The sequence below is a fragment of the Haladaptatus sp. CMSO5 genome, from assembly GCF_036689885.1.
Lineage (GTDB): Archaea > Halobacteriota > Halobacteria > Halobacteriales > Halococcaceae > QDMS2.
The window spans coordinates 235,672-249,995 of the sequence record NZ_JBAHVW010000001.1 but is presented as its reverse complement, the minus strand read 5'-3'; the positions used below and the strand labels follow the sequence as shown (position 1 = coordinate 249,995).

The window sequence follows — 14,324 nt, the reverse complement described above, 5'->3', positions numbered from 1 at the left end:
CACACTCGGTTTCAAGCCCCTAACACGGCCCAACGCGCCAGTGCGGACCGCTCGACCAGCGAGGCGAGTTCCACAATCGGCCTGAAACCCCGCTAGAAGGTGTGTGGTTGGCGTTTTGGTCTGAGTGTGGAACCTATTGTTGCGAGAGAAGTGGAGAACTCGATATTTCGAATTTTGACGATAGAGGTGTTCAGGTGGTGTATTTCAGGGTTTGAGGGATGATACAACGCTCCACGTCACAGACACGCTACCCCCTCATTCGACGCTATTTCCCAAAACCGCACGACTGAAACCGATTGTGGAACTTCAAACGTACGTTTGACGGCTACAAGTGAGTGGTCACACCTCATTTCCACACTCGGATGATCACTCGAATTCTCGGGTTTCGACGGCTCTATAGCATATTTAGGGTTATACCTTCCTCCTCAGCAATTCCACGCTCTTTCCTCCACACTCGGCTCACTCACTCTGTGACTTCTTCCCTTCCGGATTCTTCGCCGATTGTGAGGTTGAAAACTCCCGAAAGCGACTGACTCAACACCCGTGAAACGGCTTTACGGGATGGTGGTTTTGCGGACTCTCCACGTTCGGTGATTCCGCTCGAAGTTGGGAAACCACCAGAGGGAAACCGATTGTGGAAATTTGAGGAGTAGGTTTGTCTCAACAGCGTTTGGTTGCCCTGTTTCTGGCGTACTTTGGACGGATGGACGATTCGATTTCAGAATCAGTGATACCCGTCAGAATCGGGTTGTGCGTTCGCTAGTCGTTGCTCAGGGCTTCATTGCATGTTCAAAATCGGTCGTTTTCCCCGGTAGAGGGCAGTGTGGTTTGTGGTAATGGGAGCTAGTAAGATATACCGTGATAATGGATGTGGCTTGTATACTCGAAATCAGTATATGTGGGGTCTATAACGGCGGTTTTGCTGTGATTAGGTCTGTACTCATCCGTTAGGCTTCCCGCTCAATTTTTCATAATCGGTTTACGTCTGGTGGTTTTCCTGTCCAAAAGTGAGTTGCGGCTCAGGCTGAATACTCATTAGACGGCGTGTCGAGGCGGTTTTCAAGTGTGAATTTCGTCGATTTCCGGCTGGGGAATCTCTTCGCAGTGCATCTTTGTTGCGTCTGAGTACTACCATATCCCTACTCAGGTGTCTTGTGGCCTGAAAACCCTCAATTTCAGGTTTCTTCTGTCTCCCACACTCCGTTCATAGTTACGTCTCGAATCTCGGCTCTCCCATCTCTTGCGGGAAAATACTCCGATTTTGAACGCTCGATGCGTGATTCAAACCCGTCTAGAACGACTCTCGAAGCGGCTCTGGCGACGAATCCGATTATGAAACCCCGTCTGACTCACGCGCTATCTTCGAGTGCAGTGTGACTCTAACGTAGTTCTTCAGAGAAATCCTCTTGGTACTTCCCTGTAAGACGAGGGATTTGATCTTGGAACAGTTGGACGAGCACAACCCAGAGTATCTCTGTTGGAACAGATTTCTTGAACGTCGCCCGCTCATAGCTCATCTCTCCCGTTTCTGGATTTTTATACTGGAAGTGCACTTGTCCCAGTTCAGGATGATCGTCATCGCAATGCCATCCACAGTTGAATCCAGTGTTCGGATCTGCGTAGTGGACTCGGAAGTGCTGTGTATCACGGAAAAATCGCCATTCGACGTCAAGCAGCGGTGATTCAGGACCAGTCATCGGCACAACACGGGTTGGGTCGATTTGTGCTCGGATAAATTTCTTGACGATACTATCTGGCTCCTATCCGACTGACGTGATTGCAGGATGCCGCTGGAGGACATCCCTGAGCCCTTCATAGACCGAGCTGTCGGTTGTTCCTGAAAGGCCCATCTACTCACACAGGGATGGCGTCCCGGTCTGTCGCCCAGTCGTATTCGTTGAGTGCCGCCCGAACGACCGGGATGCGGTCAGCGAGGTGCTCCCACTCGCTTGCGGTTTCGCGCCGCATCCTGCTCTCATCGGCATCGGAAACATCTGCGATACTCGCTCGAAGTTCGCCAGGTGTCTCAACGTTGTAGGATTCTTTCCAGTCGGTGATTTTGGCACGCATCGATTCAAGTGCCCTCGTCAGTTCCTCACGACTCTGCTCTCGTTGAAGTGTGGCGATTTCACGATAGGTTGCCATGAGCTGATCGACACAGTAGAGCGTTTGGTCACCTTGTTTTATCGTTCGTAGAACGTTGTCCTCAACAAGTTGGTCGAGGTATTTTTGCGCTGTTTTGACCGAGACTTCCGTTTCTGTGGCAACCCATGAGGCAGTGCGGGGGGTTCGAAGCGTCCGTGCAGCGGCACGAATCCGCTCACCTCGCGTCATTGAAGTCTGTGGATAGGTGGTCTCGTGGCTATCGTCAGGCATATTCGGAAGTACGCCCTCTCCTACTATATATCCAGTGGGTTAGAAATATGTATGTGGCCACTGACTCTCTGATAGTGATTGGCTAGCGTTTTTCAGTCGGCTATATCCCTGAGACCTCAATCAAGATTACTCAATGTAGTTTTTGAGGAAAATTATCGCAATGCCAGAAATCCCGATGACAATGCTGAGAAGCGACCCGTAATGTACAACATCCGAAAATGAATCCACACACTCTACAACCCCTCCGGTCAAATCAAACGCAAATAGGTTGAGGTTCTGCCCATACTATTTTCGAATTGGATAGCTGGTGGTGATTTACGTACTCGTCATTTCATGGTGGAACTTCAGTATCTCTAATCCTCTTGCATGACCCAGAAGACGATACAATGGTCACATGGGGTGGGTCTAGAACCGATTGAGTTCCGTCGTCCGATTTTTGGATTTCGGTCCACGCTCCCAGTTATCTCGGGAGATGCATCTTGACTTCAAAGTTAGAGTTCAAACTATTATAGTTCAAACTCTAATATTCTGGCTCCTATTATCTGAGTAGGCATCGCCAGCCTCCGATTTTCGAAAAGACAGTGGGTGCCAGCGTCGTCGTCAGCCATCTACAACCCAACTTGTCTGATAGTCCGCTCACTCGCGTCTCGAGTCAAATCGTCAGAAAACGTCGGAGATAGAATCTCACAGCCTGGCCTCTGTAAACGATTCTGTGGGTGTTCGCCGACGGTCGCGACAGCGCGCTCCATCTGCTAAGCATTGTCGCGGGTCTGCACGAAACGTCGTGGGCCGAGGTCAGCTCGGCTGCACCGGGAACGTCACTCGCGAGTCGTCGTCGCTCCCGTGGTAGATTCGTGCCCCGGCGGCCGTCCGCGAGGAGTAGAACCCGGCATCGGTCGCAGCGACCGTCACCCGGAGCGTGTCACCGACGGCGAGGCGGCGCTGGAGAGCCGTCATCTCCACCTCGACTGTTCGCCGTTCATCGCCGGTCTGGTGAACCGGAGTGACTTGGTCGTGGATGAGTGTCTCGCCGCCAGCTGTGCGGTGGTACACCTTCACGAACAGCCGCGGATCGGTCCCGAGCGGCTCGAGGTCAAGTTCGAGGGTGGGTGCGCCGAGGAGTTCACGGGCCTCTGTGACGAGATAGTCGAAGTGGACAGCCGTCACACCGTCGAGGAGATCTTCCTCCTCGCTCGTCAATTGACTCGTCGAGCTGGGGGCGATACTGTTGTACACCACCGTCTGGTCGTCGAGCTTTGCGTCCGAGAACGTCACGGTCCACTCCTTGGTGTTCCGTGGGTCGATGTCGTTCGTCGTCGACCACGTGTCACGCTGGGTCTCGTAGTACTCCACCTGCGGGAAGCCAGACTCCTCGTCGCGCCGGAGATGCGCATCGATGAACTCGAGTGCCCGGGAGTCGAGCCGTGCGTTCATCTCCGAATCGGCGGTCTCCTCGAACGTGTGTCCACCGCGGAACAGCACCAACTTCGATTCCACGCCGTTGTCGCGGATCGCGTGGTAGTTCCAGATCGCTTCGTTCGTGATGAACAACGTATCGGTCCACGACGAGATGAGCAGCGTCGGCGTCTCGAGCAGGGCCGTCTTCGATACCGGCGAACGGGACGCATAGAACGCCGCTGACTCACTGTCGAATTCGTTCTGTGCAGTCGACGTGACGAACGCATCGGGCACCTCCTCGGTGACGCCGTACTCCAAGTCGTATATCGACGGTTGGCCGTCACCGGAGGTGAGCCCCCGAGCGCCGGCAATACCCGTCGCCAGTAACAGTGAGTCCCATCCAACCTTCACGACGCCACGCGGTGCGAGCGAGAACCGGAGGTCGTGCCACGCCCAGCGCGGGACGGCGGCGTCGAGCGGACTCCCTTCGGTGAAGTCGATGGTGTCGAACGTAGCCGAATCGGGAAGTAACACGTCGGCTGCGTCGGGAGACGAGACAGCCATCGTGTTGAGCTGGATGCCACCGGCATATGAGAGTCCGTCCATCGCACAGACCGGGCCGTTCGTGGAGCGTTCGACGTCGACCGAGACACCGCCCACGTCACCCTGTGCGAGCTGGTCGAGCAAGGTAAGCGCGTCGGCGACTTCGTTCGGGCCATCTACGCCGACCTCGCCACCCGATTCGCCGAATCCGCGTGAGTCGTACGCACAGAAGACGTAGTCGTTCCTCGCGAACACGTCAGCCCGTCGTGCGACGGCAGGACTCCCGTGGTCGCCGCCCCACCCGTGCGTCCCGAGGACGACAGGGTGGGGACCGTCCGAATCGGGGACGTAGAGCGACCCGACGAGGTCGGTACCGTCCCAGGATGCGGTGGTGAAGTCGGTTCGCGTGTACGATGCGTCTGCGGCGACCGTACCCGCGTCGGTGACGCTCACGCCAGCCGCCACCAGACCCATCGCGGCCAGCCTGGAGAGGGCGCGTCGTCGTGTGAGGTTCTGTGTCACAATCACACTCCCACAGTGCGACGCATAAGATTTCTGCCCAAATGTCCCTGGAACCAAAGGAACGGTTTTGAGTAGCAGGATGTGATGGTGCGTCTCTCAACGAGACGCCGTGTGAAGGGCCGTGTTTCTACAACTCGCTCAACCGGAGCCGAACAGTTGAATAGCCAATCTCGTGGCTGTGGCGGTTCAAATTCAGGTAAAGTGCCTCTGGAGAGTTCTAAGTCCAGCTCAACGAGAAAATCCAGAATCAATCCCTCGTTCAATGACATTCACCTAAGCGAGAAAACAACAGGAGTGAACCTCGCTTGGCTGGGGGAGAACGGGTGCTTGTTCTGAGCCAGTTTTTCACGCGCCTGCAAGGGGTGCAGGCGCGTTGACTCGAGCCTGTTGATTCCTGATGGAAGTAACAAACGACAAACGAACTAGAGTACCAACTACGAACAACCACCAAACCTGGAGACGCTCGCAATGACGGACACACCGTGTCCCACTTGCGGTCGCATGTTCTCTACCTCCCGTGGTATGAAAGCACATCATGCACTAAGCCATGGAGAAAAACTGCCGAACAACACCTGCAAGCACTGCGGAACCGATTTTCATTCTCCCTACGAGAAAGCATACTGCTCGAAAGCGTGCCACGACGAGGGCGTTTCCTTCGCAGGTGAAAACAATCCGAATTACAAAGGCGGGAAATCGGAGGCCACCTGCCGTCTCTGCGATGCTGCATTCACCTACTACCCTTCCATGAAGAGGGGCCTGTACTGTCCCGACTGTGTTCAAAACGGTTCGTGGCAGACGACACCCTCACTGAGCGGTTCTGAAAATCCTCGCTGGACCGGTGGAAAGCGCACGGTCTCCTGTGACGTTTGTACTGAGACAGTCGAACGATACCCAAGTAACATCGGCGAGGTCGTCGTTTGTAGTGAGGAGTGTAGACGTCAGTGGCTTTCTCAATCCTTTCGCGGTGAGGGACACCCAAACTGGAACGGTGGTTCACTCGGGAACTACGGAACAGGGTGGAATCGTGTTCGGAAGCAGGCACTCGAACGGGATGACAGTGAATGTAAACACTGCGGGACTGGGAAAGGTGAACTCGGGAGAAACCCCGACGTGCATCACATTGTCCCTGTTAGGTGGTTCGTTGAATCTGAAGACCACTCCAGAGCTGACGCTCACACTCTCGATAACGTGATTTCACTGTGTCCGTCATGCCATCGCAAAGCCGATTTTGGGCATATTTCGCGGGAAAATCTCCGCTCACTCCAAGGAAGTGTGTGAATTAATACCTAATATATGTCAGCGTATCTTTTCAGGTTAATCGGAGTGTGATTGAGTGAAAATCGCATGACGTAGCGCTCTTCTCTTCTTCTTAGTTTGTATCAAAAAGCTGACAGGTCCAGGTGCGAGAATCGAACCCGCGTCTCAGCCTCCACAAGGCTGAAGGATAGTCCACTACCCCAACCCGGACACGCATCTCTTTCTAATTCTGGTTTGCTAAAATACGTTACGACTCCGGGCGGACTCCGTGTGGCTTTTTGCCTCGAACCGCCTACGGCTGACTACGCGTGGCCATCACGGACAAAATCTATCTGAAGAACCACCGCCAGATTGCCTCCCAACTGGGAACGAACATCCCAAAGAGCGCGTTTAGCGGTGCGACCCTCGACATTCTCTTCCAGGGCGAGGGGCTCATGAAGCTCGATGATGCGACCCAGGAGCGCGTCCTCGACTTCGCCGAAGATTTCTTGGATTGTGGCTGTGAGACGAATCCGTACTGTGGGCATCCTGAGCGCAAGTTCATCTCGTATTTGCTCGAACTGCGGGCGCAAGGGCTTGGCCCGGATTCGATTGTGGACGTGATGGGTGACGATTACATGCTCTACGCCTATGCGGGCGACATCCTCTCGTTTCTGGATGACTCGGTGCGGACGCTCGAAGCGGCCGAGGAACTCGCAGGGGTTGAGAATAACCGGGAGATGGAAACAAAACTCAGTCAGGCAAAGCGCGACTTGTCGCGGTAGTGATTAGCTGAGGCGGAACGTCTCGCCGTGGTCGTGCTCTAAGTCGTCGTCTAAGTCGTCGAGGAGGATGACTTCCTCATCGTCCTCCTGGTTGAGTTCGTCGATTTTCTGGTGGAGCTGCGTGATGTACTGCTTGTAGTCGTCGAGTTGGTCGCGCAGGTGCTTGTTCTCCAGTTCGAGGCGTTCGTGGTCGTGGATGAGGCTCTTTGGCACTTCGACGCGTGGGGGGAACGTCGTTTTGTCTGAGGTCTTGTCTACGAGTTCGTGTTCGGGGACGACGCGCACCTGTCCGTCGTGGGCGACGAGCGTCTGGACGTAGTCGCGAAACACCGCAGACAACGAGATATCGCGCTCTTCGGCTATCTCCCGAAGCGTCTCGAAGGCGTCTTCGTTGACGCGAAACGAGATGGTTTTGTTCTTGTTGCCCATTGACCGAAGGTCAACGTCCAGACTATTTAACTATTTGTCAGACGGTCACACAACCGTCACGAGCTAGGGGTCTCACTAGTGTGTTCAGTGGTCGGTTGCTTGCCGTGTTCTGCGTACCAGTGTGGTTCGGGCCACTGGAAGCCGCCTTCTCGGTAGATGTCGAACACGCCTCGTTCGATATCGTCGCGGATGATGTCGGCGGTTTCCTCGTCGACGCTCACGAAGTGACACAGCGGGTGGCCCGGGTACGCGACCGCATTTTCGAGGACGCCAACGACGAGCCCGGTCGATGGCGCACGAATCGTCTCGACGCTCTGCTTGAAGTGATCAGAGATTGAAAATAGTGGTGCACCCTTCTCGACGAGCGGGTGTGGCCCCCACTCCATTTCGACGAGGCCGCCGGTTTCGGCGCGGAGCCACGTTTTCTCACTATTTCGGGCGACCACGCGGGTCCAACCGGGCCAGGAGACCGGTCTGTCCGGTAAGACCTCGTATTCGGCGAGGACGCTCGCGATGCAGTGGAGTGCCCGGTCGAGATGCGCTGTTTGGAAACGGTGTGAGCGCCCCATCTCGACGGTGACAGTCGGGATTCCGGCATTGCAGGCCACGCGTCGGAGCGTCCCTCGAGACCCTTTGCCGTCGAGAATTATGCTCGTGCCGAACGCCCGGGCAAGACGTTCGACGGCCGGGTCATGCATATCTGCACGGACGTGGTACATCGTCGTGCGGTTGCGCGTCGAGGTGTGGAAGTCAAGCCCGAGATCGCACGTCGAGATGAACTCCTCGTAAATCGTATTTGCGAGCCGCTTTGCCATCGTCCCTTGGGCGTTACCGGGGAACGAGCGATTGAGGTCTTCGTCGTAGATGGGGATGTAGCGCTGCTGGGCGAGAAAGCCGGGGACGTTCAGTACGTGGAGACAGACAAGCGCCCCGTGAATGTCTGCCGGCTCGTACCGGTCTGCGACTTCTTGGATGATTTTCACACCGTTGAGTTCGTCGCCGTGGACGGCTGCGGTCAGGAAGACGCGCGGACCCTCGGACTCGCCATTGATCACCGTCACCGGAATTTCGAGCGTGTCGTCGTGATACGTCTCACTACACGCGAAGCGAAATGTTCGCTTTTCCCCTGCATCGATTGTGTGTCCACCGACTGAAACTGCACTAGGTGTCATGCCGTGAGGTCGACCCCCTTGAGTCGCCGGGCGTTGATGGCGACGATGATGGTCGAGAGCGACATGAACACCGCGCCGATGGCTGGCGACAGTAAAATCCCGATAGGGGCGAGAATCCCGGCGGCGAGCGGGAGCGCGAACACGTTGTAGCCGGTTGCCCACACGAGATTCTCTTGCATCTTCCGGTAGCTCGCCTTCGACAGTCGAATGAGGCGAACGACGTCCATCGGATTGTTATCGACGAGGATGATGTCACCCGATTCGATGGCAACGTCGGTTCCCGACCCGATGGCAATGCCAACGTCGGCTCGCGTAAGCGCGGGCGCGTCGTTGACGCCGTCGCCGACCATCGCAACCAGTTTCCCCTCGGCTTGGAGTTGGGCTACTTTCGTGTCCTTTTCCTCGGGCAGCACTTCCGCGAAGTACTGGTCGATGCCGAGTTCCTCGGCAACCGCTTTCGCGACGGCTTCGGAGTCACCGGTCAGCATCGCCACCTCGATGCCCATTCCATGCAGCGCCTCGATGGCCTGCCGACTCTCTTCGCGAATCACGTCCGCGAGCGCGAACGCTGCTACGACCTCGGACTCCTCGCGGATGAGATAGATGACCGTGTGGGCGTTCGAGCCAGCGTCGTTGGCAAATGCGCTGATTTCGGCGGACCGCTTGCTGCCGAGTTTTTCGATTAGATTTGGGCCGCCGAGATGGACCGTTTCACCGTCGACGGTCGCTTTGACACCGAGGCCGCGGAGGTTTTCGAAGTTCGAGACGTTGGCTCGTTGGACCTCACGTTCTGCGGCGGCGTTTCGGATGGCGCGGGCAATCATGTGTTCTGAGTCGCCTTCGACGCCAGCGGCGACTGCAAACGCCCGCTGTTCATCCCAGTCGCCTGCCGTCTCAACGGCGACGACGCCCTGCTCGCCTTTCGTGAGGGTGCCCGTTTTGTCGAACATGACCGTATCCAGATTCCGGGCCTCTTCCATGGCGATGCGGTCGCGGATGAGCATCCCGTTCTGGGCGGCGGTGGAGGTATTAATCGCAACGACGAGCGGGACGGCCAGGCCGAGTGCGTGGGGACAGGCGATGACGAGGACGGTCACGACGCGTTCGAGAACGGTGAGGTTGAACCCAGTGGCGAGAACCCAGGCGACAGCCGTAATGGCCGCGACAGCGAGTGCGATGTAGAACAGCCAGCCTGCTGCGCGGTCGGCAAGCAACTGGGTTCGGGATTTTGATCGCTGCGCTTCGTCGACCAGACGCATGATGCCCGCGAGGGCGGTCTCGTCACCGGTTTTCGTCACGCGAACGCGGAGACTGCCGTCTTGGTTGACTGTGCCAGCGACGACCTCTACGCCAGGTTCTTTGTCAACCGGCCGAGATTCGCCGGTGATCATCGATTCGTCTACCGATGACTCGCCGTCCACGACCTCGCCGTCCGCAGGAACGGAGGCACCGGGACGGACGAGGACGACATCGCCCGTGGACAGTTCGGAAACGGGAACGTCCTCTGTCTCACCACTTTCGGTGAGGCGTTCTGCGGTATCGGGCATGAGTTTGGCCAGTTCGTCAAGCGCCCCGGAAGCTTGCCGAACCGAGCGCATTTCCATCCAGTGGCCAAGCAGCATGATGTCGATGAGGGTGACGAGTTCCCAGAAAAAGGGCGTCGTCCCCGGGAGGACGAGGCTGGCGAGCGAGTAGCCGAACGCGACGGTGATGGCCAGCGAGATGAGCAGCATCATTCCCGGCTCACGATTCTTGACTTCCGTCCGGGCCATCGAAAGGAACGGCACGCCACCGTAGGCGAAGATAATCACAGAGAGGACGGGCGTGATCCAGACGCTGCCCGGGAATATCGGTGCCGTGTAGCCAAAGACATCCTGAATGAACTCGCTGAAGAAGATGACTGGAATCGAGAGAACGAGAGACACCCAGAATCGGCGGCGGAACATCCGTTCGTGGCCGGTGTGATCTGTGTGCGCCGTGTGGCTCCCCTCGTCAATGTGCCCACCGTGGCGTGCGTCGTGGGGGTGCTCGACTTCGTCGGTGTTCCCGTGTTCAATCTCGGTGTGGCTGTGCCCTGACTGCGCTTCGTGCGCGTGGTGCGTATTGTCGTCCGTTCGTTCCGGCTTGGTGCTGGTCTCGTCTGGCGAGTCGTGAGTACCGTGTTCGTGTGACGCTTGTCCGGAGTGCTCGTCATCTGGATGATTGCTCATAGCTTGTGTATTGGTACCGCTCCACATTATTCTGTCCGAACCCTGACACTGTACGATTGAGGTGATTCGAAAGAGAACGACCGGGGTGATTGTCCGCGAACGTTCTGTGCGGTCTCAGGCGTGGGCAGTGTAGCCAGCGTCCTCGACGGCCTGTACGAGGGCTGAGACGTCGGCGTCGCCATCGACGCTTGCCTGCCCTGTCTCACGGTCGGCAGTGGCATCGGTCACGCCAGAGACGCTTTGCAGTGCTTCTGTTACGGTCTGTTCACAGTGGCCACAGGACATCCCCTCTACGGTGATGGTCGTCGTCATACAGGAATACGTACGCGCCCCACTTTTATCGGCGTTTTCCCTTTGAATACGTGGTTGTAGGGTACACTAGCTTTGAAATCGAAGCAATTCCAGCCGTGGTGCGTTAGCCTGCCTGCGTGTGAACGGTGGGCTGCTTTAGCCCGTGTTGAATGGGGCGATGGCACTCCCCGACTTTCCCTTGAAGGGAGTGTGGACTGCTCTGGCCAACTCTATGAGTATTGCCCCTCCCAATCACAACTGCTACACCGCTGTCTCGCCAACGTGTAGGTATGAACGAGTCTCTCGGCAGATCGAGGTGGGATGGATGAACCGACGCCGTGCCGACACAGTCGTTGGACTTCTCATCGCTGCCGTTCTCCTCGTCGGTGGTGCGCTTAGCTGGCAGGCGTATCAGCAGCAACGAGCGGTCGAAGAGATGGGGTCGATGATGGGCACGTCGATGGGAGTGGTTCACGGCACGAATCCGCTCTGGTACGTCTTTGGGGCCCTCCTCGTCTCGGCGGTCATCGGCGGCGGATATCTCGCAGTTCGCAACGACCTCACTGGTATAGACAGAATCGACCGTTCACAAACTGCGAGAGCAAATCAAACCAGTTCTGCGATTGCCGACTCATCGGAAACGGACACTCAACCAGCTGGGCTCACCAATCCGGAATCACAGCCAGAGGCTCGCATCTTAGACCTCCTTCCGGAGGACGAACGCCGTGTCCTCGAACCGGTGCTCTCCTCGCCCGGCATTACGCAGATTGCATTGCGCGACCGCTCTGACTTCTCGAAAAGCAAGGTCAGTCAAACGGTCAGTGCCCTCGAGAAACGTGGACTGTTGTACCGCGAGCGCCAGGGGCGGACCTATCGTATTTATCCAAGCGACGACCTCCAGCAAAGCAGGCGCTAGCCTTAGTGTCGTCTGCTGGCTCTGTTGAGCCTCTCGATGATTGGCCTGAATAACGGACAAGATACAGAGGGTGTCTGCAGCTTTGCCTCTGCTTTCACTTCGAGTAAGAGCCACTTAGAGCGGCGGAGTCGCGTCGGACCCAACTAGCCGTCTAGATGACAACCAGGCCACAGATACAAGTGCAATTATTCGCTATCTGTAGGTATGGTCTCGCGTGAAACTGTGATAACCGCACTCTTTGTCGTTATCGCCCTCCCGATAGCCTATCTCGCACAGGTGCTTCTGGAATCCATTAATGTCGGAGAACAGACTGCCTTCATCATCGCTTTTCTCGTTCTGATCGGTGTTGGTGTTGTCCTTCCGCAGTTTCTCACCTCTCGTTCTCAGTAGGCCAGTGACCTCACGTTCGCGAATCCGAACGCTTCTTTCGACTGAACATGCTGATTATGGCCCTGTATGCAGCACCATCGCTAACGTATCTTACCTGCTGAGAGTTCCAACAAGGCCAGTCGACCAGTTTTGTAGGTGGACGTCGTATCTACTCCTATGTGTAATCGCCACGTCGCCCACATGATCGCGGACTACGAAGCGGCGCGGCTCGACGCCGACGACTCGGGAACCGAGAAATCCCACCGCAGCGACTCAGTGCAGAGATCGAGGACGCAGCCCGGATTACTGGCGACTCTCAAGCGCCGAATCACTCGGTAACGCCTGATTCAGGTCAACTCCGGTGATTTCAGTGGGCATGAACGATTCTATTCCTGAAAAACGATTAGAACGGTCTATACACGCTCTCGGACGATTTCCTATGTGGGTTTACACCCATCGTGATAACCTCTGAGTCGCCCTACGAGTACTTGAGGAGAAACACAATGACCAACTTCAAACTCGGCCGCTGGCTGCTCGTGGCGCTCGCACTCGTCGGACTCGCGTTCGCCGCTCCCGTGGTCAGCGCACACGGCAACGACACGGCTGCAGACGACGCACCCCACTCCGACGCAACTGCTGACGGCTGGGTGGCCTGGATGGAAGCGCAGATGACCGACCACATGGGCCCTGGTGCCATCCAGTGGATGGAATCGCACATGGGTGTGTCCGTCGACGAGATGGCACAGGGCATGACTGAAAACGGCCACGACGGCCGCATGTACGGACAGGGTCACTGCTAACCGTTCAATTCGATTCGCTCGTTTCAATCCAAACTGCAACTCACACAAACTAATGACGCAACTCACTGCTCACATCGGACGCACGGCTCGTCGACTTGGGATGCTCGCCGTCCCACTACTGGTCGCGACGACTGGCACGGCGGCTGCCATGGGCGGAAGCTCCGGGGGTGGAATGATGGGTGGTGGTTGGGGAGTTTTCGGCGGGACGATGGGTCTCTGGGGACTCCTCTGGCTTGGGCTGTTGCTCGCAATTCCACTCTCCCTCGTCGTCATGCTCGGGAAGCGTCGAGAAGCTGGACGCAGCGAAGACCCGCTGTCCATTCTTCGAGAACGCTACGCCCGCGGTGACCTCTCAGACGATGAGTTCGAACGGCGGCGTGCACAGCTGGAACCTGCTAAATAATCCCGCAGGTGTCGTCTCGAATTCCATCCGGGCTAACCTCGTCGAAACCCCACAGTTAAGTCCCGCAACCGTGTTGAGTATTGTGTGGGGTACACAATACAGGTGTCCGTGGCCGGTGCGTTCGACCAAGTAGTCGAGACGACGATTGACGCGCTCAAAGACGAAGGATTCGGCGTCCTCTGCGATATCGACGTGCAGGCAACGTTCGAAGCAAAACTCGGCGAAGAATTTCGACAGTACCGCATTCTCGGGGCGTGCAATCCGGGGCTTGCGCTTGAGGGGCTAACCGAAGAGATCGAACTCGGTGCACTCCTCCCCTGCAACGTCATCGTGTACGAAACTGACGATAGCGAGGTCGTGGTGAGCGCGGTCGATCCGCAACAACTGGTTGGCATTGCTGACAACGAGGCGCTTGACTCGATTGCGACCGAAGTTCACGATCGGTTCGAGCGCGTCCTAGACAGTGTCGTTGACGAACTCGAATCCGCGTCGGCGGTGTAAATAGCGATGTCATCGAACCGACTCGACACCACGACCATCGTCCTCCTCATCCTCGGGGCGATCATTGTCCTGCCCTTGCTCATGATGGGGCTGGCATTCGGCGGGATGATGGGCTACGGTGGAATGATGGGCGGATACGGGACGACCAGCGGCTGGTGGCCACTCGTTGGGATGTTCGTCCCACTGGTCTTTCTCCTCGTTCTGCTCGGTGGGGGCTACCTCGTCTTCCGCCGCGTAACTGAATCGCAGGCGTCTCGAAATCCCGCAATGGAGGAGTTGCGCGTGGCGTACGCACGCGGCGAGCTCTCCGACGACGAGTTCGAAGAGCGCCGCGTGAAACTCAGCCGCGAAGAGTTATAAAAAACAGATAAAT

14 protein-coding genes, 1 tRNA gene and 1 pseudogene are annotated in these 14,324 nt (G+C 56.8%); 8 read left to right on the top strand and 8 right to left on the bottom strand.

The annotated features are described in order from the left end of the window. Positions 1 to 1,854: 1,854 nt before the first annotated feature. The 3 genes and pseudogenes from V5N12_RS01290 to V5N12_RS17110 form a co-directional block, all read right to left on the bottom strand. On the bottom strand, positions 1,855 to 2,376 hold the full coding sequence (locus tag V5N12_RS01290; protein ID WP_332897343.1) for a DUF7342 family protein: 522 nt from the start codon (positions 2,374 to 2,376) through the stop codon (positions 1,855 to 1,857). 795 nt (positions 2,377 to 3,171) lie between these two features. Further along, entirely contained in the window at positions 3,172 to 4,839 is a 1,668-nt protein-coding gene (locus V5N12_RS01285) for a CocE/NonD family hydrolase (RefSeq protein WP_332897342.1), read from the bottom strand. A gap of 130 nt (positions 4,840 to 4,969) precedes the next feature. After that, a pseudogene (locus V5N12_RS17110) lies at positions 4,970 to 5,108 on the bottom strand (winged-helix domain-containing protein); the annotation flags it as partial. A 199-nt stretch (positions 5,109 to 5,307) separates the two neighbouring features. Here V5N12_RS17110 and V5N12_RS01280 point away from each other — a divergent pair. Further along, positions 5,308 to 6,117, top strand: a complete 810-nt coding sequence (locus tag V5N12_RS01280) for an HNH endonuclease (protein WP_332897341.1) — start codon at positions 5,308 to 5,310, stop codon at positions 6,115 to 6,117. A 116-nt stretch (positions 6,118 to 6,233) separates the two neighbouring features. Here the strand turns inward: V5N12_RS01280 and V5N12_RS01275 are convergent. After that, positions 6,234 to 6,306: transfer RNA gene (locus tag V5N12_RS01275), tRNA-His, on the bottom strand. Positions 6,307 to 6,404: 98 nt separating this feature from the next. Here V5N12_RS01275 and V5N12_RS01270 point away from each other — a divergent pair. Beyond that, positions 6,405 to 6,860, top strand: coding sequence for a DUF5814 domain-containing protein (locus V5N12_RS01270; protein ID WP_332897340.1), 456 nt, complete (start codon positions 6,405 to 6,407; stop codon positions 6,858 to 6,860). 3 nt (positions 6,861 to 6,863) lie between these two features. Here V5N12_RS01270 and V5N12_RS01265 read toward each other — a convergent pair whose 3' ends face one another. From V5N12_RS01265 to V5N12_RS01250, 4 genes are all read right to left on the bottom strand, one after another. Continuing rightward, entirely contained in the window at positions 6,864 to 7,289 is a 426-nt protein-coding gene (locus tag V5N12_RS01265; RefSeq protein WP_332897339.1) for a ribbon-helix-helix protein, CopG family, read from the bottom strand. Between the two features lie 56 nt (positions 7,290 to 7,345). Further along, positions 7,346 to 8,461: a succinylglutamate desuccinylase/aspartoacylase family protein gene (locus V5N12_RS01260; RefSeq protein ID WP_332897338.1), complete on the bottom strand. Its 1,116-nt coding sequence runs from the start codon at positions 8,459 to 8,461 to the stop codon at positions 7,346 to 7,348. Further along, positions 8,458 to 10,671 (bottom strand): heavy metal translocating P-type ATPase, encoded by a 2,214-nt coding sequence (locus V5N12_RS01255; RefSeq protein WP_442904918.1) that lies wholly within the window; start codon positions 10,669 to 10,671, stop codon positions 8,458 to 8,460. The genes V5N12_RS01260 and V5N12_RS01255 overlap by 4 nt, the downstream gene beginning before the upstream one ends. 114 nt (positions 10,672 to 10,785) lie before the next feature. Next, a complete protein-coding gene (locus tag V5N12_RS01250; RefSeq protein ID WP_332897337.1) occupies positions 10,786 to 10,983 on the bottom strand; it encodes a heavy-metal-associated domain-containing protein in 198 nt (65 codons plus the stop codon). A gap of 304 nt (positions 10,984 to 11,287) precedes the next feature. On the opposite strand from V5N12_RS01250, the gene V5N12_RS01245 reads away from it, so the two are divergent. From V5N12_RS01245 to V5N12_RS01220, 6 genes are all read left to right on the top strand, one after another. Further along, on the top strand, positions 11,288 to 11,878 hold the full coding sequence (locus V5N12_RS01245) for a helix-turn-helix transcriptional regulator (protein WP_332897336.1): 591 nt from the start codon (positions 11,288 to 11,290) through the stop codon (positions 11,876 to 11,878). Between the two features lie 204 nt (positions 11,879 to 12,082). Next, a complete protein-coding gene (locus V5N12_RS01240) occupies positions 12,083 to 12,268 on the top strand; it encodes a hypothetical protein (RefSeq protein WP_332897335.1) in 186 nt (61 codons plus the stop codon). A 482-nt stretch (positions 12,269 to 12,750) separates the two neighbouring features. After that, positions 12,751 to 13,047, top strand: a complete 297-nt coding sequence (locus tag V5N12_RS01235) for a hypothetical protein (RefSeq protein WP_332897334.1) — start codon at positions 12,751 to 12,753, stop codon at positions 13,045 to 13,047. A gap of 52 nt (positions 13,048 to 13,099) precedes the next feature. After that, a complete protein-coding gene (locus V5N12_RS01230; RefSeq protein WP_332897333.1) occupies positions 13,100 to 13,450 on the top strand; it encodes an SHOCT domain-containing protein in 351 nt (116 codons plus the stop codon). Positions 13,451 to 13,534: 84 nt separating this feature from the next. Beyond that, positions 13,535 to 13,951 carry a DUF302 domain-containing protein gene (locus V5N12_RS01225; RefSeq protein ID WP_332897332.1) on the top strand — a complete coding sequence of 139 codons (417 nt, stop codon included), beginning with the start codon at positions 13,535 to 13,537 and terminating at the stop codon, positions 13,949 to 13,951. A gap of 6 nt (positions 13,952 to 13,957) precedes the next feature. After that, positions 13,958 to 14,311, top strand: a complete 354-nt coding sequence (locus V5N12_RS01220; RefSeq protein WP_332897331.1) for an SHOCT domain-containing protein — start codon at positions 13,958 to 13,960, stop codon at positions 14,309 to 14,311. Positions 14,312 to 14,324 lie beyond the last annotated feature (13 nt).

What these genes read in the sequence shown, in the direction of transcription:
- V5N12_RS01290 (WP_332897343.1), bottom strand. Translation starts at nt 2,376, where the DNA reads ATGCCTGACGATAGCCACGAGACCACCTATCCACAGACTTCAATGACG.
- V5N12_RS01280 (WP_332897341.1), top strand. Translation starts at nt 5,308, where the DNA reads ATGACGGACACACCGTGTCCCACTTGCGGTCGCATGTTCTCTACCTCC.
- V5N12_RS01265 (WP_332897339.1), bottom strand. Translation starts at nt 7,289, where the DNA reads ATGGGCAACAAGAACAAAACCATCTCGTTTCGCGTCAACGAAGACGCC.
- V5N12_RS01260 (WP_332897338.1), bottom strand. Translation starts at nt 8,461, where the DNA reads ATGACACCTAGTGCAGTTTCAGTCGGTGGACACACAATCGATGCAGGG.
- V5N12_RS01255 (WP_442904918.1), bottom strand. Translation starts at nt 10,671, where the DNA reads ATGAGCAATCATCCAGATGACGAGCACTCCGGACAAGCGTCACACGAA.
- V5N12_RS01250 (WP_332897337.1), bottom strand. Translation starts at nt 10,983, where the DNA reads ATGACGACGACCATCACCGTAGAGGGGATGTCCTGTGGCCACTGTGAA.
- V5N12_RS01245 (WP_332897336.1), top strand. Translation starts at nt 11,288, where the DNA reads ATGAACCGACGCCGTGCCGACACAGTCGTTGGACTTCTCATCGCTGCC.
- V5N12_RS01240 (WP_332897335.1), top strand. Translation starts at nt 12,083, where the DNA reads ATGGTCTCGCGTGAAACTGTGATAACCGCACTCTTTGTCGTTATCGCC.
- V5N12_RS01235 (WP_332897334.1), top strand. Translation starts at nt 12,751, where the DNA reads ATGACCAACTTCAAACTCGGCCGCTGGCTGCTCGTGGCGCTCGCACTC.
- V5N12_RS01230 (WP_332897333.1), top strand. Translation starts at nt 13,100, where the DNA reads ATGACGCAACTCACTGCTCACATCGGACGCACGGCTCGTCGACTTGGG.
- V5N12_RS01220 (WP_332897331.1), top strand. Translation starts at nt 13,958, where the DNA reads ATGTCATCGAACCGACTCGACACCACGACCATCGTCCTCCTCATCCTC.